This is a genomic window from Pectinatus frisingensis, from assembly GCF_014076555.1.
In the GTDB taxonomy this organism is placed as follows: domain Bacteria; phylum Bacillota; class Negativicutes; order Selenomonadales; family Selenomonadaceae; genus Pectinatus; species Pectinatus frisingensis.
On the sequence record NZ_CP045424.1, the window covers coordinates 159,802 to 181,731 of the forward strand.

General features: G+C 36.1%; 23 protein-coding genes. 13 read left to right on the forward strand and 10 right to left on the reverse strand.

Translation table 11 applies throughout. The features are described from left to right. Positions 1 to 27: 27 nt before the first annotated feature. The 3 genes from hemC to F8M42_RS00740 are packed head-to-tail and all read right to left on the reverse strand — an operon-like array spanning position 28 to position 2,849. The gene (gene hemC, locus F8M42_RS00730) at positions 28 to 963 is read right to left on the reverse strand and encodes a hydroxymethylbilane synthase (RefSeq protein ID WP_182187529.1); all 936 of its coding nucleotides are present in this window, start codon (positions 961 to 963) and stop codon (positions 28 to 30) included. After that, the gene (gene hemA / locus F8M42_RS00735; protein ID WP_182187530.1) at positions 926 to 2,242 is read right to left on the reverse strand and encodes a glutamyl-tRNA reductase; all 1,317 of its coding nucleotides are present in this window, start codon (positions 2,240 to 2,242) and stop codon (positions 926 to 928) included. The genes hemC and hemA overlap by 38 nt, the downstream gene beginning before the upstream one ends. Further along, the gene (locus F8M42_RS00740) at positions 2,217 to 2,849 is read right to left on the reverse strand and encodes a precorrin-2 dehydrogenase/sirohydrochlorin ferrochelatase family protein (RefSeq protein ID WP_182187531.1); all 633 of its coding nucleotides are present in this window, start codon (positions 2,847 to 2,849) and stop codon (positions 2,217 to 2,219) included. The genes hemA and F8M42_RS00740 overlap by 26 nt, the downstream gene beginning before the upstream one ends. A 191-nt stretch (positions 2,850 to 3,040) precedes the next feature. Between F8M42_RS00740 and F8M42_RS00745 the strand changes: the two genes are divergently transcribed. From F8M42_RS00745 to F8M42_RS00770, 6 genes are all read left to right on the forward strand, one after another. After that, positions 3,041 to 4,327 (forward strand): DAK2 domain-containing protein, encoded by a 1,287-nt coding sequence (locus F8M42_RS00745; RefSeq protein ID WP_182187532.1) that lies wholly within the window; start codon positions 3,041 to 3,043, stop codon positions 4,325 to 4,327. 446 nt (positions 4,328 to 4,773) lie between these two features. Further along, a complete protein-coding gene (locus F8M42_RS00750; RefSeq protein WP_229711378.1) occupies positions 4,774 to 4,968 on the forward strand; it encodes an aminoglycoside phosphotransferase in 195 nt (64 codons plus the stop codon). 12 nt (positions 4,969 to 4,980) lie between these two features. After that, entirely contained in the window at positions 4,981 to 5,256 is a 276-nt protein-coding gene (locus F8M42_RS00755) for a hypothetical protein (RefSeq protein WP_182187533.1), read from the forward strand. A gap of 20 nt (positions 5,257 to 5,276) precedes the next feature. Beyond that, the gene (locus F8M42_RS00760; RefSeq protein ID WP_182187534.1) at positions 5,277 to 5,855 is read left to right on the forward strand and encodes a hypothetical protein; all 579 of its coding nucleotides are present in this window, start codon (positions 5,277 to 5,279) and stop codon (positions 5,853 to 5,855) included. A 32-nt stretch (positions 5,856 to 5,887) separates the two neighbouring features. After that, a complete protein-coding gene (locus F8M42_RS00765) occupies positions 5,888 to 6,727 on the forward strand; it encodes a menaquinone biosynthetic enzyme MqnA/MqnD family protein (RefSeq protein WP_182187535.1) in 840 nt (279 codons plus the stop codon). A 38-nt stretch (positions 6,728 to 6,765) separates the two neighbouring features. Beyond that, entirely contained in the window at positions 6,766 to 7,056 is a 291-nt protein-coding gene (locus F8M42_RS00770) for a hypothetical protein (RefSeq protein WP_182187536.1), read from the forward strand. 173 nt (positions 7,057 to 7,229) lie between these two features. Here F8M42_RS00770 and F8M42_RS00775 read toward each other — a convergent pair whose 3' ends face one another. Then, complete coding sequence (locus F8M42_RS00775; protein ID WP_182187537.1) at positions 7,230 to 7,718, reverse strand: hypothetical protein; 489 nt, start codon at positions 7,716 to 7,718, stop codon at positions 7,230 to 7,232. A 38-nt stretch (positions 7,719 to 7,756) separates the two neighbouring features. Further along, positions 7,757 to 8,062 carry a hypothetical protein gene (locus F8M42_RS00780; protein WP_182187538.1) on the reverse strand — a complete coding sequence of 102 codons (306 nt, stop codon included), beginning with the start codon at positions 8,060 to 8,062 and terminating at the stop codon, positions 7,757 to 7,759. A 192-nt stretch (positions 8,063 to 8,254) separates the two neighbouring features. Here F8M42_RS00780 and F8M42_RS00785 point away from each other — a divergent pair, with 192 nt between their 5' ends. From F8M42_RS00785 to F8M42_RS00815, 7 genes are all read left to right on the forward strand, one after another. Continuing rightward, positions 8,255 to 9,337: a hypothetical protein gene (locus F8M42_RS00785; RefSeq protein ID WP_182187539.1), complete on the forward strand. Its 1,083-nt coding sequence runs from the start codon at positions 8,255 to 8,257 to the stop codon at positions 9,335 to 9,337. Between the two features lie 258 nt (positions 9,338 to 9,595). Beyond that, complete coding sequence (locus F8M42_RS00790) at positions 9,596 to 10,540, forward strand: AAA family ATPase (RefSeq protein ID WP_196595675.1); 945 nt, start codon at positions 9,596 to 9,598, stop codon at positions 10,538 to 10,540. Between the two features lie 160 nt (positions 10,541 to 10,700). Continuing rightward, positions 10,701 to 11,663, forward strand: coding sequence for a DUF58 domain-containing protein (locus tag F8M42_RS00795; protein ID WP_229711574.1), 963 nt, complete (start codon positions 10,701 to 10,703; stop codon positions 11,661 to 11,663). Then, positions 11,660 to 14,053 (forward strand): transglutaminase-like domain-containing protein, encoded by a 2,394-nt coding sequence (locus F8M42_RS00800; protein WP_182187541.1) that lies wholly within the window; start codon positions 11,660 to 11,662, stop codon positions 14,051 to 14,053. Before F8M42_RS00795 ends, F8M42_RS00800 begins: the two co-directional genes overlap by 4 nt. Before the next feature lie 40 nt (positions 14,054 to 14,093). After that, on the forward strand, positions 14,094 to 15,230 hold the full coding sequence (locus F8M42_RS00805; RefSeq protein ID WP_229711379.1) for a DNA polymerase IV: 1,137 nt from the start codon (positions 14,094 to 14,096) through the stop codon (positions 15,228 to 15,230). A 171-nt stretch (positions 15,231 to 15,401) separates the two neighbouring features. Continuing rightward, positions 15,402 to 15,869 carry an IS200/IS605 family transposase gene (gene tnpA, locus F8M42_RS00810; RefSeq protein ID WP_182187542.1) on the forward strand — a complete coding sequence of 156 codons (468 nt, stop codon included), beginning with the start codon at positions 15,402 to 15,404 and terminating at the stop codon, positions 15,867 to 15,869. Positions 15,870 to 16,074: 205 nt separating this feature from the next. Then, positions 16,075 to 17,292, forward strand: coding sequence for an IS256 family transposase (locus F8M42_RS00815; RefSeq protein WP_182187543.1), 1,218 nt, complete (start codon positions 16,075 to 16,077; stop codon positions 17,290 to 17,292). Positions 17,293 to 17,659: 367 nt separating this feature from the next. Here F8M42_RS00815 and F8M42_RS00820 read toward each other — a convergent pair whose 3' ends face one another. From F8M42_RS00820 to F8M42_RS00840, 5 genes are all read right to left on the reverse strand, one after another. Beyond that, the gene (locus tag F8M42_RS00820; protein ID WP_182187544.1) at positions 17,660 to 18,457 is read right to left on the reverse strand and encodes a triose-phosphate isomerase family protein; all 798 of its coding nucleotides are present in this window, start codon (positions 18,455 to 18,457) and stop codon (positions 17,660 to 17,662) included. Between the two features lie 93 nt (positions 18,458 to 18,550). Beyond that, on the reverse strand, positions 18,551 to 19,192 hold the full coding sequence (locus F8M42_RS00825; protein WP_182187545.1) for an L-fuculose-phosphate aldolase: 642 nt from the start codon (positions 19,190 to 19,192) through the stop codon (positions 18,551 to 18,553). A gap of 24 nt (positions 19,193 to 19,216) precedes the next feature. Continuing rightward, a complete protein-coding gene (locus F8M42_RS00830) occupies positions 19,217 to 20,251 on the reverse strand; it encodes a 2-hydroxyacid dehydrogenase (protein WP_182187546.1) in 1,035 nt (344 codons plus the stop codon). Between the two features lie 34 nt (positions 20,252 to 20,285). After that, positions 20,286 to 20,576 (reverse strand): hypothetical protein, encoded by a 291-nt coding sequence (locus F8M42_RS00835; RefSeq protein WP_182187547.1) that lies wholly within the window; start codon positions 20,574 to 20,576, stop codon positions 20,286 to 20,288. 75 nt (positions 20,577 to 20,651) lie between these two features. Then, positions 20,652 to 21,896, reverse strand: a complete 1,245-nt coding sequence (locus F8M42_RS00840; protein WP_182187548.1) for a RuBisCO large subunit C-terminal-like domain-containing protein — start codon at positions 21,894 to 21,896, stop codon at positions 20,652 to 20,654. Positions 21,897 to 21,930 lie beyond the last annotated feature (34 nt).

Genomic DNA, 21,930 nt, shown 5'->3' on the forward strand with positions numbered 1-21,930 from the left:
AAAATGTTAAAATTTGCTTATTGATAATTATTGTTCCATTAGTAAGCCAATCTGCTGCATTATTGCTAAACCACCGGCGTCGAGAAGTTTATTGGCGATTTGTCTGCCAAGATCTGCAGCTTCAGTAATGGGACCGACAGCTTTGTCACGCAGCAGTTGTTTACCGTCTAATGAAGCAATGACCGCCTCGATTGAAATACGGTCTTTCTTTGTCTGTGCATACACACCGACCGGTACCTGACAGCCGCCTTCTACCCTGGATAAAAAAGCTCTTTCAGCAGTTGTTGCAGTGGCTGTTGCCTTATCATGCAAAAATGCCAATAAACTGAGCATTTCGGTATCGTTTTTTCTGGCCTCAATTGCCAATGCACCTTGTCCGACAGCCGGCAGACAAAGCTCAGGGGATAGTAAAGCGGTGATTTTATCACTTAAGCCAAGTCGTTTTAAGCCGGCTGCGGCCAATATTATTGCGTCATATTGGCCCTGGTTTAATTTATCGAGGCGGGTATTGACATTGCCGCGCAAATCACAAATCTGTAAATCAGGACGGGCGTTGAGCAACTGTGCTTTGCGGCGCAGACTTGATGTACCTATTTTTGCTCCCGGCGGCAGAGCGGTAAAGCTGTTGTATTTTGTACTGACAAAGGCATCGCTGACATCAGCCCGTTTAGTTATTGCTGCAAGTATAAGGCCCGAGGGTAAAGCAGTAGGCATATCTTTAAGACTGTGCACGGCAATGTCGATAGTTCCATCAAGCATGAAAGTTTCAATTTCCTTGGTAAATAATCCCTTGCCGCCTATTTTAGCGAGCGGTACATCCAGAACTTTATCACCTTTGGTAGTGATATGCAGTAATTCTACAGTTTTTTCCGGATATTTCTGTCGGATACAATTAGCCACATATTTAGCTTGCCATAAAGCTAATTTACTGCTGCGCGTACCGATAACTATTTTGCTTTTCACTGTTTTTCTCCTTTAAGACATCGAGTTTAAATAATTTTTTCATAGCGTCAATATAGAATTTTTCCTGCGATGTTCCGGCAGAGCTGTTAAGTTTAGTCATTGGTTCGCGGAGCAGTTTTCGTACAATCATTTTTGACATATTTTCAATAACGCGTTCTTGTGCCGGTGTAATATTTTCAAGCTTATTCATCGCTCGTTTTACTTCACGGCAGCGTATGCGATCAGCTTTATCGGTCAGGAGAACCATTACCGGACGAAAACTCAGATAGCGGAAACGTTCAATGAGTTCATCTACCTCTTCACCGATGATTTTATAGGCAATCTTTGCTTCTTGTCCGCGACGTTTTATATTGTCTTCAACGACAGCTTTTAAATCATCGATATTATATAAAAGAACCCCTTTTATTTTAGCTACATCGGGGTCGACATCGCGTGGCACGGCAATATCAATAAAAATTAGTGGCCTTCCCTTTCTTCTGGCCATGAACTGCTGGGTTTCCCATGTTTTTACTACATAATGCGGAGCACCAGTAGATGTGACTACTATATCAATATCTTCTGTACTGGTGAAGGCTTTGTCAAAAGGAACGGCTTTTCCGTCAAATTTGTCAGCGAGTAAGCGGGCTTTTTCAATGTGACGATTGGCGATGTATATTTTTTTGATGTCTTTACCTAAAAGATTTTTTGCCGTTAATTCAGCTGTTTCACCGGCACCATAAATCAGAGCGGAAGAATTGCTCAAATCACCCTTAAATACAGTGCGGGCAAGTTCTACTGCAGCATAACTGACCGATACAGCATTGTAAGCTATATGGGTTTCAGTGCGTACTCTCTTTCCCGTGGAAATTGCACGATGAAACAACGTGTTTAAAACGGTGCTGGTGGCACCATTTTCTCTGGCTATAGTATAAGCCTTTTTTACCTGACTTAAAATTTGTCCTTCCCCGATTATTAACGAATCGAGGCTGGAGGCTACTTGAAACAAGTGTTGAATACAAGCGTGATCAGGATAATAGTACAAATAATAGTCAATATCGTCTTCGTTGCCGGTAAGATCGAACAAAAATCTTTTTAATGTATCACGGCCTTCATTTCCATCATCAAGAACGGCATATATTTCGCTGCGGTTACAGGTCGATAAGACAACAGCTTCCAATATATTGCCATAATCGTCGATATGATGCAGCCCCTCAATAACACTTTCTGAGCTGATAGAAAATTTTTCACGGATATTTACGGGTGCCGTCTTATGATTAAGCCCTAAAACTGCTAATTGCATTACGAATTTTATCCTCCGCTTCTTTTACCTTACCCTTATGAATTAAAATCATTATATCCTTATTGAGAACTTTTCGCCAGAAATCCTCGCGTTGACGAAAAGTAGGGATTACCGATGCCGCTTCTTGACGCAGTACAGCCAATTTTTCGATGAACGGGGCATATCCCCTGTCGATGAAATCTTCCAATTCACGCTTGATTTCTCTGGCCATTGCCGGGCTTTTTCCGTTGGTAGACGATGTTATGAGCAGATTGCCGCGACGAATGACAGCCGGCATGGCAAAATCACATAAAGGTAATCTGTCGACAACATTTATCAAGATATGTTCTGTTTTTGCTTCATTGGCAGCCAGATGATTTATTTCTTCATCATCTGTTGCGCAAATAGCCAGAATGTAATTTTTGATATCGCCATATTCATAAGATTTTTTCAACCAGACAAATAAATTTTCAGCTTGCAGAATTTGAAGTTCATCATTTAATTTCGGGGCTATAACTGTGATTTTGGCGTTAGCGTCGATAAGGCCTTTTATTTTTCGGCAGGCTACCATTCCTCCACCGATAACAACACAAGGTTTATTGTCAAGAATTAAATTTATTGGATACAAGAAGCACACCTCTTCTATTTACGAATGATATTCATTTTTTAATTATATAACAATCAATAAAAAATTGCTATAATATTATAAGCTTTTAAATTTGTTATATAAATTTACTGGAAAAGCCATTGTATGATAGGAGATTGTAATTTATCAGGTAATCGGGTAAAATTGAATTGATAGTAATGGGGGCGATATTTATGGATGGCAATAAAGAAATAATAACCGGCAGTGACTTTAAGAGAATGATAGCTGGTGCATATAGTGCCTTCTTATTAGAATATGAAAATATAAATAGTCTGGATGGAACGTCGCTTGCCGATTTGGTTTGTCCCGGAACCAATATGCTTCGGACTATGGCTGCAGCAGCTATGTCAATAAGAAACAGTAATAATGACGGAATTGGGGCAATAGCCTGTTCGGTAAGCAATTGTGCAATCTTGGGGGCACGGGGGAATTCCGGTGTCCTCTTAGCCCAGATTTTTCGCGGTATAGCAAAGGGACTTGCCGGTAAATATGATGTGGATTCATCCGTTTTGGGTAAAGCGTTTCAATACGGAATTTTATATGCGCAGCGGACTTCTGATGAAGATACGGAGCGTTCAATAATAATAACGGCAAAAGCAGTAGCAAAAGGAGCACATGGCGCAGTACGCAATAATCGACCAATCTCTGAAATACTGGCAGCGGCTATTGCCGCCGGTACACAGGCGCTGAAAGAGTTTGAGGCAAAAGCCGGGTGTGTTGATGCGGGAGCTAAAGCGTTAATGGTGCTGTTAGAAGGATGTCAGTCCGGACTGGACGGAAATTTTGTATCACCGGCGTTAATATTTTCCTCAGGAACGAAAACTTCACACACCGTACCGGAGCCGATAAATGACATTGTTTATCCATATTGCGTGCAAATGACTATTTATAATTGTAAGGCAACTGTCGAGAATATAAAAAAAGCTTTGGCTAAATACGGTAAAATGATTGTGGTGGAAAAGAAAATGCACGATGTGCGAATTCATTTGCACGTGGAAAGGCCGGGAGTAATTGTTGAAAAAATAACCGGCTGGGGCAATTCCTATGATATACGCGTCGATAATATGGCTGAGTACCATAAACCGCTTGTGCTGGGACGGCCGCTGAGTAAGCTGAGTGTATTGGCAGTGGCAGAAAATGATGCCGATGCCATAAAGCTTCAGCATTGCGGAGCCCTGGTCTTGATGGTGGATAGGGAAAAAGGACTGGCTGTTGGCAATTTTATTAATACGGTACATAGTGATATCGCGGAAAAATATATTCTTTTACCCAATAATGCTAATATGAATCTTGTAATGCGTCAAACAAAATGTCTGTTGGGAAAGCGTGTTGAAATAATATACAGTAGCAGTTTTATGGAACAGATGGCTGCAGTAAAGGCGTATAATGCAGGTATTACTTTGGAAGATAACGTCAGAAAAATGGAAAATGCATTGGTAAAATTTCGTGCTGAAAAGTAATAAAGATGCAATGACCTAATAATTTTTTATTTCAAAGGTTATCCACAGGGGTATATTGTGGTGAAAAAAATCAAGACACTATATTTAGTGCCTTGATTTTTTCTATAAAGGGATAAAGACTTATAAATAAAGGGTCGGGTATTACTGATAATAATATAAATAAAAGTGATAAATTAAAAAGCTTGTGGATAAACGCATTTTAGCCTGTGCATAAACAGATTAATAAACACAAAAGATTTAAGAGTTATCCACATTTTAACGGTAATTGTGGATAACTTTGTGGATAACACAATACGTATATTTATACATTGTTGTCACAGTTGATTATGTATTAAACTAAGGAAATATAAGATGATTTTAATAGTGATGATTTTAAGTAATTTAGCTTTTAGACCTGCTTGTATGGTAAAAAGCTATTTGTTATAATTAGGACTAAAGTTAACACCATGGGAAAACCAGAAAGCGGTGCAGACATGACTGATGAAGTAAAATTTAAAATTCAAAATCAAATTGATGCATTAAAAAGGCGTATGAATTATGATGCGAATGATTTGGAATATGAAACACACCTGCATGCCATGCGGGATTTGCAAAAAATATTAGATAAAGGCAATAAAAGTATTGACGATAAAAAAATATAACAGGAGGGTATTATGTCTAAAAGAGTGAGTTTGCAGGAAGTTTTACGGGAAAACGGTGTGCCGCAGATAAAACTTGATATCCATGCCACACGGGATGAATGTTTGAAGTTACGGGAAAAATTAATGGCAATACGCGACCTCAGCCATGCTGCTGAGCAGGGATATTTGGACGTTGATTGCAAAATATATATAGATGTTGACGATATTGATCGTTATTTGTCAGGAGAACTGGATACATTAGCGGAAATATACGCTTTTCCTGAGGATATAAAAGCTTATAAAGAATGACATCAGGAGGATATAATATAATGAATATAAAGAAAATCAGTGCTATCTTGTTGGTAATGATGCTTACATTGAGCAATATTTCTTTTGCAGCCAGAGGTGGGGCCCGTGCACCTTCGTTTAAGGCACCGGCTGTGACCGCACCTAAGACAACTGCACCAAAAAGTTCAACCGGAACAGAAAAAGCATATGAACCGTCAAAAAATGCAGCGTCACTTAGTGAAAAAAATCCGGCAGCAAAAAATACCATCGATAAAAATACTACAAATACAACTTCATCACGGTGGGGTGGTATTCTAAGGAATGCAAGTATTTTTGCAGGAGGAATGTTCTTAGGCGGGCTTTTGTCACATTTATTCGGCTGGGGTGGATTTATGGGCGGTATACTGGGGACAGTTGCCAATATTGCTATACTTTTGCTGTTGATTATGCTGGCAATCAACATTTGGCGAAAATTGACAAAAAGAAATAAACAAGAAAGTCCTTACCGCAGTGATATAGCACAACAGAAGCATGAAACAAAGATCATTGACATAACACCGCCACCGGAAAAAAAATCTTATGACAGCCATTCTAAAGCTGAAGAATATCGTAAGAAATAGGGATTTAGATTATTATAAAGGGAGTAAGGCTATTGCGACAGCCGCGTGTAGGGCATATAAATTTTCTAAATTGTTTACCATTGACATATAGCTTATATAAATGTGGTTATCATAAGGGACTTTCATTGGTATCTGCTGTTCCTTCATCACTTAATCGGGCAATGCAAAAAAATGAATTGAATATAAGTCCGATGTCATCATTTGCTTTTGGAGAAATGAGCGAAAAACTGTTAATGCTGCCAAATCTGGGAATTGTTTCTGATGGTAAGGTTCAAAGTATCATCTTAGCAGCAAAAAAACCTATTGAACGATTAAGCGGCGAAAAAATACTTTTAACAGCTCAATCGGCAACATCACATTGTCTGCTAAAGATAATTTTGCGTAGAGAATACAATTGTGTACCAGTATATTCGACTCAGAAAATTGATCCGTTAAATTTATTTGCAAATGATGAAGTTGCCGATTTGTTGATAGGAGATGATGCATTATATGTTAATTATCATCACCAGGATGGAATATACTACTACGATTTGGGAGCAGAGTGGAAAAAAATGACCGGTTTGCCAATGGTTTACGCAGTATGGGCGGTAACACGCAGCTTTGCCGAAAAATATCCCACTCAATTAAACCGGGTGTATAATAGTATCCGTACCGGATTTGACAATGGAATTGCATCCAGAGGTGAAATAATTGAAATGGTACTGAATAAAAAACCATTTTCATATCAACAGTTATGGATGTATTTTGATGTTATAAAATATGATATCGGTGAAAAAGAACTGCTGGCTTTGAAGACTTTTTACCAATTGGCTTATGAATATAATTTTCTGGCAAAGCTGCCTGTTTGTGAAATAGCAGCATTAAATAGTTGAAAAAGATTGTCATGCGTTAAAAGGAGATGAAGTGTAGCGTGAGTGAATTTCTTATTTGCGATAAATGCAAATATAAAGCTTATCCTAAATATACTTATCCTTGTGCTGGTTGTAAACATACAAATTATTATAAATATTTTACTCCATTGGTAAATGAATTTATTGGGCAGTGTCCATTGTGTGGAACACCGTTCGATGAGGGTGATGTGGTTGTAAGCCGGGATGCCAACATTGGGCCATATAGTGTATTAAAGTGTACGTGCCATAATGATGAATGCAGACGGATAAGTATTTATAAAATTGGTACATATATAAAGAAAGATAAATAATAAAAAGGCTGTCACACGAATGACACTGACTTCATAAAGATACTCCACTCCGGCCGATACAGTTCCTTGTGCTTTTAAATGGGGACAAGAATGGCGAAAGAGCATATTTATGAATGAAAATGTTTATGGGTGGCAGCCACTTTTATATTTACAAGGCCGGCATGTGATTCATACTACTGTTTCATAAATAACATATAATTTTGTGGATCGAGTGCGGCCCAAGCAATGCAGCGGGCAAAAGGCGAAAGCCAGGTCAGGCACTCTTTATCCATTATTATACCTGGTTCTACATTACTGACAAGATAGGGTAGGGCAGGTGGTATAACAGTCTGTTTTTCTCCCATTCGGTTATTGAGTATAGTTTGAAATATTTTGTGATTAGTGCGGCTGTATCCGCAAGTCATGAGATGGGCTTCTGCCCATGCGGGGTTTTTCATTTTTATATACAATTTTGTAATGCCGCCATCGTGAGAATAAGTAGAGGTAATGCGATATTGTTTGTTCATGAAATTAGTTGTTATACCTGAACTTTTTAATGCCGCGGGCAGAAGGGGTAAAATGTGAGTGTACATATCACTGGGAATATCTTTAATAGTATATGTACTTAATTTACCGTCATGCAGAGTGACATGTGAAATAGTTGAAAATAGTTTATCCCACATAAAAGATTATCTCCTAATAATGAAAATGACTAATAATGTTAATCTTGCACCGAAGGTTTAGTTACGTTCTTTTTTATGTAACGATCAGTGGCGAAGTCAAGCATTTCCTGCCAGGAAGAAAATTTGGTGTTTTTAGCAACATGAGAATCCATTATATCCTCAGGTAAATTTTCAAAATCTTTTTGGCAGTTGATAGTAAATTTGCCATTGTCTAAAAAGCGTTCAAAATTTTTATAATGGGTGTATTTTTTCATGAAAGTATTGTCAAATACATCTTCAAAATCAAATATTATTGGTTGCGCCAAAAAAGGCAGTTGATAGTAACCAGAAAGTTTTAGTTTCATGATATATCCCTCGAATAACTATATTATAACTTAGCATAGCATAGCATATAATGTGACATTTAGTCCAGACGTGAATGATGCAACTGCGGTTGTTGAGAAATAGATTATTTTGTATAATAATGAATATAATTACATAGCAATAAAATTTGAGGTATGGCAGATTAGAATATGGCAACAAATGGAGGAATACGGATGAAAAAGAAAATGATACAGATTTTATGCATTTTTACAGTGGCAGCATGTTTGTTTACAGAAAAAGTAATGGCTCAGGATACGGTGTATCGCGGCACTGACACCGTTTCAGATAGGGCAGTTAGCGTATATAAAGAGGCACTTGGTAATATGAATATGCCTAATGCTAATTATGTCGTACATTTATCATTGAATACTTCAATAGGAAATTTTACTGTAGCCGATGATATCAAGTGCCAAAAAAGTCCATTATTAGCCAAAAGTGTGTTGACCGGACAATCAACAATAAACACGGGTAAACAACCCCAGCCGATTTTTAATATTACGCAATATATGCAATTGACAAATAATGAAGAACAGATTTATTATATGTTTAAAGATGACAATAAGAAAAAACAACAATGGTATGTACAAAAACAGCAGCTTGATCCGGAATTAAAAAAATTGTTGGGGGCAACAGATTTTGATTATGCTCAGCAAATGCGGGATACAATAAATGCGGTGGATACCATAAATATTGATAAAGAAACAGATAATGGACAAATATTAAGAGTAAAGTTCAACAATAAAAAATTATTTGACAGCAATAAAGTTTTAAAAGATAGTAATGCCGTATTTTCGGGAATTCCGACGGCTGACAGGGCTAATACTATTAAAATGGTAAGAGATATATTAGATTCATTAGGAAATAGCAGGGACATTGTAAGTACAATACTGATTGATAAAACTACACACCGTATTGCTAGTGTTGATCTAGATATCACTGAACAATTGAAAGCAGTTATGAAAGCGGTGTTTAGTTCAGCACTGGGATCAAAAATCCAGTCGGCACCAATAGCAGCATTACCAACGCGTCAACCTGAAAACAGTATTGGCGTGGGTAATGGCGCAGCTGAGATAAATGAAATTGTGGGTAGTCCATCCGTTGATGATTTTATCAATAGCTTGCAGGCGCATCTTACGATAACAATAGAACCACTCGATGATGTTATGCAGCTGGCAGTACCGCAAGAAGTTCGTGATACGGCTATAGAGGTAAAACCTGAAAAATTGGTAAATCAACCTACAGGCCAGGGAATATAATGAATTGGTCTGGACTGAATAATAAGTAGTTATCAAAATAACTCCGGTGCCGGTGATAATATAATTATTACCGACACCGGAGTTGTTTTATAATGCCGTATTTTTGCGTCCGCCAATAAAGAATGTCGGATAATCTGCTATGCTGAGGAATATGGTAATATGTTATTGAATAAATAAGGCTATAAAAATGAAATTAATGATGGTACAATATAATTCAGATTTTAAGTGGAGAATATTTAATTTTAGAGGTGGACAACAGTGGCCGATGCAGTTATGATAATAGATTCTATACTAAATGAAGTAGAAAAGGTAATTATCGGAAAAAGAGACGTTTTAGAAAAAATCATGATGGCTATTTTAGCAGGAGGGCATGTCCTTATAGATGATATTCCTGGCGTCGGGAAAACAACAATGTCGGTTGCATTTGCCAAGGCTTTAGGATTGGAGCAGAAACGTCTGCAATTCACTCCGGATGTGCTGCCATCGGATATAACAGGGTTTTCTATGTATGATAAGAATACAGGCAGTTTCCATTATGTACCGGGAGCTGCTATGACCAATATTTTACTGGCGGATGAGATTAACCGTACGTCACCACGTACACAATCAGCATTATTAGAGGTTATGGAAGAGGGCTGTATCACTGTAGATGGTGTAACCAGGGATGTACCAAAACCTTTTATCGTTATTGCAACACAAAATCCGGCAGGATCAATTGGTACACAGGAATTGCCAGAGTCACAGGCAGACAGATTTTTAATAAGACTGTCTATCGGTTATCCTGAGGTAAAAGAAGAAATTGAAATATTAAAGGGGTCGCAGAATAAATCGTTATCGGCTATAAATAGTGTGATAAATTCCGCAGATTTAGTTACTCTACAGGAAAAAACCCGTCAGGTCTATATTGATGACAGCATTTATGAATATATTGCCCAACTGGCTAAATTAACACGACAATCAGAACAGATCGAACTTGGAGTGAGTCCGCGCGGCAGCATTGCGGCAGTAAAAATGATTCAAGCCAGGGCAATGCTCTTTGGCAGAAATTATGCCCGCCCGGATGATGTAATAGCAATTTTAAAGCCGACATTGCAGCATCGGCTGATACTCAATAATCGGGCTCGTTTTGAACATGACTCGCCAGATGATATTTTTGCTTCATTAGTAAAGGCATTACCACTGCCTAAAATTGCGGAGCGATAAAATGACATGGCATAGGCTGATATATATATTTGTGTTTTTTTCCGGTGTTTCAATTTATACTTTATATGATCAATATGAAGCTTTTTTTCTGTTGGTTTTGATTTGTGTCCTGCCATTCATATCGTTGCTGCTGCTGTTACTGGGAAGATTTTTTTTGAGAGTGGATCTGTTAAATACGGTGATTGTCGGTACTTATGGTGAAACAATAAATTTACCGCTGTCTGTGATGCAGCGTATGATTTTCCTTTTTATGGATGTGTATGTAAAAATTCAGGAGAAAACTGAAACCGGCCAAATTATGGCAGAACAGCTGCTTAGTATTAATCAGTCATTTTTTGCGGCTGAACCGGTTCATTATGCTTGTCGTCTAGAATATTGCGGCAGAGTAGCTGTGAGTATTGGCTTTGTTAAAATGTACGATCTGCTGGGACTGTTTTCTTGCCGAAAAAATTCTTCAGGGACAAATGTTATTTTGGTATTGCCACGTTTGTATAAAAGCTTTGCTGCGGTGACAGTCGATGACAAAAAGTTATTTAATATTGGAAATGGCAGCGAAATGTATGGTATGAAACTTTATCAACAAGGAGATAATGGCAGATATATACATTGGAAGGCGAGTATAGCTCATGATGAAATTTATGTGAAAGAATTTTATCAACAATCCGAAAGCGGTAGTATTTTGTTCTTTGATGTAACTGAGCTGGCCGATAAAGATTCCCGCAATGCGGTTTATGAAGTTTTTTATGTAATAGGGGCACAATTACTTAATAAATATGGCGGTTTTACCTTTGCTTATGCATTGGCAGATGATAGGGCAAAGTTTAGTAATATTAATAATATGGCTGATTTTGACCGGGCGATTATTGAGTATATAAAAATTGAACATGATTTTTCCCAATTAATAAATTTAAAAGCTATCAGCAGTACAATAAAACAGCAGTATAGTAATATATTTTATGTAACGGATGCTATTGAAGAATCAATAATAAATACTTGTAGTAAATTATATTCGCACATGACGGTAATATTTATCGGCGTTGATTGTACCCAAATTTGTGGTAAGGGAATATTTATCAACAAAAATGATCTTACTAATAGTCTATCAGAGGTATGGCGGCTATGAAATTTATCAGAAAATGTGTTGATGCGGCAGGCTGGTTTGTTTTAATAAATTTAGGTGTACTAGCGTTATTGAATTGCATTTTAGCATATACAAAATTTACCGTTTTAATTAGTGATGTGATTTTTTCAATAATATTGAGTAGTATATTATATTTATCAATATATATTGATAAAAGAATTGGCAGTATATATTGCCGTCTTTTATTTATTGGTGCGGGGTTATATATTGCCTGCCAATACCGGGTACTCTTATATTCCAGTCTATTATATATTGGAAATGGGTTCATAGAGGTTTTAAAGCAGCCCTATCATCTCAATATTATCTTGTTTAAACTGCCAACAGTTAATTATATGATAAGTCAACGGCCGATAATATGGCTATTTATATTTTTGGCAGTGACAGGTCTTAGCTTTTTACTTAAAATAAACAAAGGGCGGATGTTGTTATTATTAATGACGCTGCCAATATGCATAGTGGGACTCTATTTTGGTGTATTGCCCGATTATCATAGTATCATGGGAATATTTGCTTTTGGAATGGCTGTGTATGCATATGATAATAGGAAACGGCCGGGGTCAGCGGCTATAAGAGTAGGAATAATAGTACTTATGGTATTCCTTTCGGGCACGGTTATTCAGATGGCGGAACCAAAGTCATCCTACGTGCCATCGCATTTTATGCAATATTTGCCGCAAGGAGTAAAAGATCTTTTAAATGATTATTTGTCACCGGCGGACAGGGCTACAGCCATGGATGACATTCGGCATGGAATGAATGGACAAGGACAGTTGGGTGATATGGATAATCTGACACAAACAGGTCGTAAAATAATGCAGGTTAGTACATCGCTGCAGACGAAGGATCATTTATATCTGCGTAATTATTTTGGTGCAGTATATCAAAATAATTCTTGGAATGATTTACCAGAAGAAGCTTATAGACAATATAATAAATTATTTGCAGCCTATTCACCGGGCGCATGGTATGATCAAAGTGTCATTATTTTTGAGGCTCTGAAAGAAGATCGCAAAGGACAAAACGAACTTATGAAATATATGGCGGGCAATACCGGCTATGCTGATTTTTTTACTGCAAGACAGTTTAAGATAGAAAAAATGTTTTCAGAAAAGGAACAGTATTTTTTCCCCTATAATATGGATATATCAAGTCCGGCCTTTAAATATGACAGGGCAGCGCAAGAAACCGGTACGAAACTGTATAAGGCATCAGCGTATAATATGCCGGCAAATTATGGTGGGATAGATGCATTCATTGAAGAATATGGTCAGTATAATAAATATTTATTGTATTATGCTTATGAAGAAAAAGATTATCGTGCATTCGTATATAATAATTATTTGCAGGTACCTAAAGGTGCACTGGATGAATTTTCAGAACATTTTCCAATACGACAGGTTAGGACTGATCAGGAACGGGACGAGCTTATTGCACAGCTGCAGCAATATTTCCAGAAAAATTATCACTATACTACTGCACCAGGCAAAGTACCGCAGGGTAGAGATTTTGTAGAGTATTTCCTGGATGATTCTCATGAAGGATATTGCACATATTTTGCTTCGGCAGCTACTTTGATTTTACGGCAGGCGGGAATACCGGCACGTTATGTTGTAGGGTATGCCATTCCGGCAGAAACGATAAATAATGGAGCGGTTATTGGCAGTGATGCCGGTAAACCAATTCATGATTTTACTGTAGTAGACAAACAAGCGCATGCCTGGGTTGAAATTTATGAAAATGGCTGGGGTTGGCGGCCAGTGGAATTTACGCCAGGATTTGTTTCACCAATTCAGGATAAGGAAATGGGAGGCCAAACAAAGCAGCAGTCTGATAAACAGCAGCAACAAAACCCCAATAAGAATATTGATAAACTGCGGACGACGCAGCATCAGGATAATGGAAAAAGTGAACAGCATAATAGTGCTTTGACACATACCCCAATAGGATGGACAATTGTGGTACTAGTCGTTATAAGCGGTATCACAGCAGCCGTTGTCTGGCAGCGTAAATGCCGTAACGATTTGCAGCGATGTTTTGCCTGTGATATCAATGCGGCCAATCAGGCAGCAAGAACAAAAGAAATATATGGTTATATGGAAAGATTGGCAAATTACAACGGTTTAATGAGACCGGTCCATATGGACTATCTGGTTTATGCTGATTATTTGCAGCAAAATGAAAAAAATTGGCACGATATAGATATCAGACATTTTGTTGAAATAGTCCTTGCCGTGCGATTTGGCGAGAACATTGGATTAAACAGGAAAGCTGTTATGGATATGTTGACAACAGTTCAAAAAATGCGTAATAATATTTATATCAAGTTAAATTTATTGCAAAAATTATTATTCACATATATTTATAAATTATAGGTTTTGAGTCAAGGGGGTGAATTGACTGAGACGCTATATAATGCACGTTGATATGGATGCTTTTTTTGCTTCAGTAGAACAGGTCGATAATCCCGCATTAGCAGATAAACCGGTTATTGTCGGCGGAATAAAAAATCGTGGTGTAGTTTGTACGGCTTCTTATGCGGCTAGAAAATATGGTGTTCATTCAGCAATGCCAGCACTGCAGGCTCATAAGCTTTGCCCACAGGGAATATTTTTACCAGTAAGGCATGAACGGTACAGGGCAGTATCAAAAAAAATTTTTACTATTTTTGCAGAATTTTCACCGATAGTAGAACCATTGTCTATAGATGAGGCTTTTCTTGATATAACCGGTATGGAAAAAATTTATAAAACACTGCCGGATTATGCCTGTAGATTAAAAAAACGTATTTTGCAGCAGACTGGTATCCATGCATCTGTAGGTATAGCACCTAATAAATTTTTGGCAAAATTGGCATCTGATTTACAAAAACCCGATGGTTTGGTTATTGTGGAATATGGCAGGGAAAGGCAACTGTTGGAGCATTTACCGATTAGCAGGTTATGGGGTGTGGGTACTAAGACAGCAGAGAAACTCAATGCTTTGGGATACCGTGAGATTGGTGATATAGCAAAAACCACCATTGCCGTGCTTAAAAAATATTTTGGTATAAAAACAGCAACACACTTATGGCAGTTGTCAAATGGTATCGATGAGCGTCAAGTAGAATCGGAACGCAGTATAAAATCTATTGGTAATGAGGAAACTTATGATGAGGATATAGAGGGAAAAGTAGTAATTGAACGAAAGTTTCTGGCATTGGCCGGTAAAGTCGGCTGGCGGCTCCGCAGTAAAGCATTGAAAGCGCGAACTATAAGTATAAAAGTTCGCACCAATAATTTCGTAACTTATACAAGAAGCGTTACCTTGACGGAAGCAACAAATTTTGATGCTGTTTTGTATGATACGGCCAAAAAATTATTTAAAGATTTGCATTTTGTTGGTAAAGTGCGCTTGCTGGGGCTCACTGGCAGCGGGCTTGTTCATATCGAAGAGATGTCATTGTTTGTTAATGACGAAAAACAAATAAAATTATATAAGACGATTGATGCTATAAAAATGAAATTCGGCAGTCGGTCGATAACAAAGGCACAGCTTATTGAAAAGAAATGAGGCTATATTGTCTGCATCACAGATGATATAGCCTCATTTTAATAACTGTTCAAAATAATCCACCGGCTCAGCCGGCGGAATCGAAGGTTTTGACTTTAGTCGAAAAAAAGTCCCTGTTATAATAAATGCAGGTCTAGCCAACCGCATAAAAATAACAGGGAGGACTTTATCATGAAAGATAAAGATATACAAAGTTTAGAACATACAAAGTGGAGATGTCAATATCATATAGTATTTTCACCAAAATATCGTCGAATGGAAATTTATGAAGAATTGAAAAAAGATATAGGATGGATATTAAGAAAACTGTGTGAGGATAAAGGTGTTGAAATTATAGAAGCAGAAGTTTGTCCAGATCATATACATTTATTGTTGAGTATTCCCCCAAAGTATAGTGTTTCAAGTTTTATGGGATATTTAAAGGGGAAAAGCAGTTTGATGATATTTGATAGGCACGCAAATTTAAAATATAAGTATGGAAGCAGAACCTTTTGGTCAAGAGGATATTTTGTAGATACAGTAGGAAGGAATAAGAAGCAGATAGAGAATTACATTAGAAATCAGTTACAACAAGATCAAATAACAGATCAGATAAGTTTAAGGGAATTTGTAGACCCGTTTACGGGTAGCAAGAAGTAAAAGGCAAAAAAAACCCCCTTTAGGGGTCGCCCGAAAAAGGGTTCAACGTCAATAGTTGGGGTAATAAAAGATTTAGACAATAATTACGAAGGGAAAGCAGGGGTAGATTATCCTGCTTTTTTTTTCGTAATTAGGGTAGTGCTGAAATAATTGTGTAAACCTCCAATGTTAGGTAAAATAAAACTAATATTGGAGGTATTTTATTATGACAAATAAAGAAAATAACAAACTCAAAGATCTTATCAAAGAGTATGGTGTTAAAGACATGAATGATGTCCATAATTTCGTTAAAATGCTTACAGCTGAAACCATCCAGACAGCTCTTGATGCTGAATTGGATGAAGAACTTGGTTACTCCAAATATGACTACAAAAATAAAAACACCAAAAATAGTCGCAATGGCTATTCGACTAAAATTGTTCAAAGTTCCAACGGAGAAATGGAACTTAAAATACCGCGTGATCGCGACGGAGATTTTGAACCACAATTAGTAAAAAAACATCAAACAGATATTTCAACCATTGAAGATAAAGTGATTTTTCTTTACTCACAAGGCATATCCACTCGTGATATCCAAAAAACAATGCAAGAAATGTATGGTATTGATGTAGATGACAGTCGTGTTTCAAGAATAACAGATAAATTGTTGCCCCTTATTAATGAATGGCAAGAGCGCCCATTGCAAACGGTTTATGCAATGGTTATTTTAGATGCCATTCATTACAATGTCCGTGAAAACGGCATTGTTACCAAAAAAGCTGCATATGTCGCCATTGGTACGGATTTAGAAGGACAAAAAGATGTTTTAGGCATTTGGTTGGGAGCTAGTGAATCCTCTAAATATTGGCTTTCTATACTGAATGGGTTGAAAAATCGTGGAGTTCAAGATATTCTTATTGTATCTGTAGACGGTTTATCTGGATTTGTACAAGCCATCAATGTTGCGTTCCCTCAAACAGAAGTACAGCGTTGCGTAATTCATCAGATTCGAGCTTCGACACGTTATGTATCGTATAAAGATGTTAAGCAGTTCACCGCTGATTTAAAACCAATTTATAAAGCCCCAACCGAAGAGGCTGCTCTATTTGCTTTAGATGAATTTGAAGCTAAATGGAACTCGAAATATCCGTTAGGCGTAAAATCTTGGAGAGCTAATTGGAATGAACTCTCTACCATGTTCAAATATTCACCAGAAATACGTAAATTAATTTATACAACCAATGCGATTGAAAATTTCAACCGTCAATTGCGAAAAGTGACCAAGACAAAAAGTGCTTTTGTTTCGGATAATGCTTTGATGAAATTGCTGTATTTAACAACCATGAGCATCATTGATAAATGGACAATGCCCATTCGAAACTGGGGAATGATACTGGATAACCTCATGATTTATTTTGGTGATCGCGTCAAAATTTCTTTGTAAAACTTAAATTGATTTCATCCTAATATTTGGACTTTACACAAAAATGTACGCACTCTCACAACATTTATTACTTCAAGCCCTTCTAAACCTAATAATTGTATAGTATAATTTTCCTTGAGCATAAAATAATCCATCCTTTCTTTTATTGTGTGGTGCTTTAATTGTAACGGATTTATTTATTTTATGCTCTTATTTTTTTGCAAAAAAATAATGCTGAAGTAAGCTTGAATTTTTGCTTACCTCAACATTTAGTGTACAACCCTTAAATTTAATTATACCTGAATTTGTAAGATAAAAAAAGAAAACACTCAGCAAAACGATTAAAAACTCGCAGCTGAGTGTGTAACCATCATTTCTTATGCAATTATTATGAAAATGAATTTATATTATATTTTTTATCAAATGCCGCCTTACTAAAACGAATTAATCTATTAAAATCGTCTGCCTGCCACGCACTACGCCCAACATATAATCCATCAATATCATCCATTACTATTAATTTTTCAGCATTACACATATTTACACTGCCCCCATATAATATAGGAATATTGCTCCCTTTACTACCAAAAATTTCATTTAATGTTTTTTTAATAAGTTTATGCTTTTGTTGTGCATATTCTGGCGTAGCTGGTAATCCTTCTTTTCCTATTGCCCATACTGGTTCATATCCTATCAGGATTTTATCATAAAATTTTTCACTTACATTATATAAATCAATCTTCAATTGTCTTTTTAATACTTCATCACTTATATTATAATTCTTATCTTCTAATGTTTCTCCTACACATAAAATAACAGTAAAACCATACTGCAGTGCTGTTATAATTTTTCTGTTTTCAATTTGATCTATTTCGCCAAAAACATGGCGTCTTTCAGAGTGTCCAACCATTACAATGCTTATACCTAGTTCTTTTAACATTACTGGTGATATTTCACCAGTAAACTGTCCCCTTTCTTCCCAGCACATATTTTGCGCTCCAAGTTTAATATTCGTATTATTTAAAATTAAACTTGCCTCTGGCAATGCTGTATACGACGGTAATACAAATAAGTTTACACTATTAGCAATATCATTTGTCAATATTGCTAATGAATTTAAGTATTGTGTAGTTTCTTTTATAGTCTTATACATTTTTAAATTTGTACCCAAATATAGCTTTTTCATAAAAAATAATCCTCATATTTTATAACATTATATTTTTACATTTTATCCTGTCTATTTCGTAAATTATAAAATAGATACAAACATCATTGGTTATTATTTTTGGCCATAAGTCTTAAATTTTTCTAACATTATTTTCATCTCATTATCATCTAATAAAACAGGAGAACCTATACTTTTTGCCTTAACATAAACTTTTGCACAAAACTCAATTTCTTCAGCAATATTAAAAGCACGCTCAATATTATACCCACCTGCTAAAAGTCCATGATTAGCCATAATAACTGCATTTCTGTCTCGCATACCTTCAAATGTTTTTTCTGCTAAATCCTTCGTTCCAAATGTCGCATATTGAGCACAACGTACATCCTTTCCTGCGAAGGCAATTAAATAGCTTGACGCAGGTAATCCTTCACGATTCGTACCTAGAACTGTGCAATATGTAGAATGTGCATGGACAACAGCTTGTATATCATTACGTTTTGCATAAAATATTCTATGCATCTCAACTTCACTGGAAGGTTTTCTATCCCCTTCAACGACCACACCATCTATATTCAATATAACGATATCTTTCATCTTCATTTCAAAATAATCCATACCACTTGGACTAATTGCTATGAGCCCCTTATCGCGGTTAAAAATACTAATATTTCCTCCAGTCCCTTTTGTTAAACCGTTTTTTATCAATTTCTGACAATAATACACTATATCTTCTCTCTCTTTTTCTAATAACATATATATCTCTCCTCGTATTTAACATTACTTATATTCATAAAGCAATGGTTCGTTTCGTATAAACCGTTTAATGTCCCCCACTATTTGTTTAGTATGATTTGTTAAAACTTGTTCCGTAGCTCCTGCGATATGTGGTGTGATAACTACATTATCCAATTCTTTAATAAATGGATGATTTCTCAATATTGGTTCATTATTGTAAACATCAAAAGCCGCCCCAGCAATTCGGTTTTTTCGCAGTGCACTAACAATCACTTCCTCATCTACTATAGCCCCACGAGAAGTATTAATAAAATAAGCAGTTGATTTCATCAATGCAACCATTTTACTGTCAATTATATTTTTTGTTTTAGGTGTTGCTTTTATATGAGAAGTGATAAAATCTGATTTTTCCATTAATTCGGCTAACGTATTTACCTTTCGTATACCAATCTCTTCTATATCCAATTCTCCTTGGTATGGATCAAAGACAAGTAATTCCATACCGAACGCACGTGCAATACGTCCAACACGTCTACCAATACTGCCATATCCTATAATTCCAAGAGTTTTATATTTTAATTCCACTCCTTTAAAAACAACATATGGTGATTCTTTTGTCATTCCCCAAATAACATCTTTTTTCAAACCAATTTTTGTTTCCTGAGTTGCATCTTCGCCGCTTGTATATTTTCCTTCTTTTAACGCCTTATAGGCTTGTGGTATATTTCTTGCTACTGAAAGTATTAGTCCCATAGTAAATTCCGCTACAGAGTCCGAATTCCTACCCGGTGCATAAACTACTGGTATTTTTCTTTTTTTTGCTGCTGTAACATCAATATTAACTGGTGTAGCACGTGTACAGGCAATCAATTTAAGATTTATAGCCTTTTTTATTACATCACTAGTAATATCATCATAGCTTGTCACAATAATATCTACATTTTGGGTTTTTTCTATAAGTTCCTTTTCCTGCAGCTTAGGTAACCCTATTGCCCAACCATCTAGAATTACTTCACCTAATTCATATAGTGTTTGAATATCATTTTTATTATATTCTGCTGTAAAAAATATTTTCATTTTACCACCACTTCTATGAAAATTTATTTTTAAACTATTTACTAAATAACGATGTAGAAAACAATGGATCTATTGACATAGCATTATTGAATGCATCAACATTATATTGCAAAAAAAATAGTATTGCAGTAAGAACTAATAGACCAAATGCCACTTTAATTTTTCTTTTTAATCTGCATTTATAATCAATAACCAGTTCATCACTTGTATAATTAAGTTTAGTAATCTTTATAAACTGCCACTTATAGTCTCGTATTTTATATAGTTTATAAAGATATATTACACAAATAGCTATAAATATTATTCCACATACTGTTAATACCATTTTCCTACCCTACCTTTATTTGTAATACAATATTTATAAAAATTAAATATATTCTTATATATACTGAATAATTTACTAATTTCTCCATAATTTTATTGCTGACTGCAGTTCTGGACAGTCAATTGCTGCTTCATCCAATGGTATATTATTAGCTGATGCTGAAACAGCACGCATTGCAGCTTTAGCACCTACAGTAGTCCCTGCTGGATGTCCTTGTATTGCTCCTCCTATGCCAATAATTATATCTTTGCCAAGTTTTTGTTGAAACCATTCTTGATTTATTGGTGTTATCCCTCCACCAACAGTAGTTATTATAGGATTAATATGCTGCATAGGCATATTTTGCGATTGTACAATTTGGTATAAATCATATATGTTTTCATATGCACTTATTTTCGGTGCCATAGTCATTTGGGAACTTGCTCCAGCCAACCGTGGTAATAATCCCAACAAAATGCTATTTGCTATCCCACTGTGTGGCGAATTCATAACTGCAGCCCCAGCATAGTGGCTCATAATGAATAATTTATCTCCATATTTATCACAAATTTCTTTTAAAGTATCAATGCCACTAAAAACGAAATTTATTAAACATGCTTTTGCACCACATTCAATAACAGCTTTTGCATTATCATTTATTTGGTTTGGCGTCCCTGTAATATTAGGTAAATATATAACTTTTTTACCAGTATTTTCATATACTTTTTCTGCCATTTGTAAATATAGCTTGGTTCTCTTTACTACCGCATTATAAGAAGGTGACCCTAATATTTCGTCATCTTTAATTAGATCAACTCCACCACTAGCTGATGCTAAAAATAATTTTGCTCCTTCTTCTGGACTGAATCCTGCACACGGTTTTATCATGTTTAATACAATTGGACGATCGTAAACATTAACTAATTGACGCAAATCTTTCATTTTTTGTTTAGGTCCAGTATATTCATTCAACGCACCATTATAAAATTCAATATCTATTAATTTCATTTGTAGTGCTGTAGATACATCATTACCAACTAACGCTGTTAACATCATTGTAAAGCTAGACGCAAAATTAATTTGTGGAAATGCTACTCTAATAAAAAAACTACCGTCTCCATCTAAAGAGACTACCGATATCACTCTTCCCTGATATTTTTGAATCATTTCTTCAGATATCCCTGGAACAGATATCCACGTTCCTATAGTCTGTCCTACTGCAAAATTACCTGCATCACGTAAAATTCTATCCATCCCCGAATTAAATACTATATAAGATGCAATAACACAAGCATTATTTATGTCTTCTATTCTTCCATATGGATAATTACAAATATGCATATTGTTTTTTCTCCTGCACATAATTTTACTAAAT

Bases quoted from the DNA above. Each gene is read 5' to 3' on its own strand.
- hemA (WP_182187530.1), bottom strand. From the start codon at position 2,242: ATGCAATTAGCAGTTTTAGGGCTTAATCATAAGACGGCACCCGTAAAT.
- F8M42_RS00745 (WP_182187532.1), top strand. From the start codon at position 3,041: ATGGATGGCAATAAAGAAATAATAACCGGCAGTGACTTTAAGAGAATG.
- F8M42_RS00750 (WP_229711378.1), top strand. From the start codon at position 4,774: ATGGGAAAACCAGAAAGCGGTGCAGACATGACTGATGAAGTAAAATTT.
- F8M42_RS00755 (WP_182187533.1), top strand. From the start codon at position 4,981: ATGTCTAAAAGAGTGAGTTTGCAGGAAGTTTTACGGGAAAACGGTGTG.
- F8M42_RS00760 (WP_182187534.1), top strand. From the start codon at position 5,277: ATGAATATAAAGAAAATCAGTGCTATCTTGTTGGTAATGATGCTTACA.
- F8M42_RS00775 (WP_182187537.1), bottom strand. From the start codon at position 7,718: ATGTGGGATAAACTATTTTCAACTATTTCACATGTCACTCTGCATGAC.
- F8M42_RS00780 (WP_182187538.1), bottom strand. From the start codon at position 8,062: ATGAAACTAAAACTTTCTGGTTACTATCAACTGCCTTTTTTGGCGCAA.
- F8M42_RS00785 (WP_182187539.1), top strand. From the start codon at position 8,255: ATGAAAAAGAAAATGATACAGATTTTATGCATTTTTACAGTGGCAGCA.
- F8M42_RS00800 (WP_182187541.1), top strand. From the start codon at position 11,660: ATGAAATTTATCAGAAAATGTGTTGATGCGGCAGGCTGGTTTGTTTTA.
- F8M42_RS00805 (WP_229711379.1), top strand. From the start codon at position 14,094: ATGCACGTTGATATGGATGCTTTTTTTGCTTCAGTAGAACAGGTCGAT.
- tnpA (WP_182187542.1), top strand. From the start codon at position 15,402: ATGAAAGATAAAGATATACAAAGTTTAGAACATACAAAGTGGAGATGT.
- F8M42_RS00815 (WP_182187543.1), top strand. From the start codon at position 16,075: ATGACAAATAAAGAAAATAACAAACTCAAAGATCTTATCAAAGAGTAT.
- F8M42_RS00820 (WP_182187544.1), bottom strand. From the start codon at position 18,457: ATGAAAAAGCTATATTTGGGTACAAATTTAAAAATGTATAAGACTATA.
- F8M42_RS00825 (WP_182187545.1), bottom strand. From the start codon at position 19,192: ATGTTATTAGAAAAAGAGAGAGAAGATATAGTGTATTATTGTCAGAAA.
- F8M42_RS00830 (WP_182187546.1), bottom strand. From the start codon at position 20,251: ATGAAAATATTTTTTACAGCAGAATATAATAAAAATGATATTCAAACA.
- F8M42_RS00835 (WP_182187547.1), bottom strand. From the start codon at position 20,576: ATGGTATTAACAGTATGTGGAATAATATTTATAGCTATTTGTGTAATA.
- F8M42_RS00840 (WP_182187548.1), bottom strand. From the start codon at position 21,896: ATGCATATTTGTAATTATCCATATGGAAGAATAGAAGACATAAATAAT.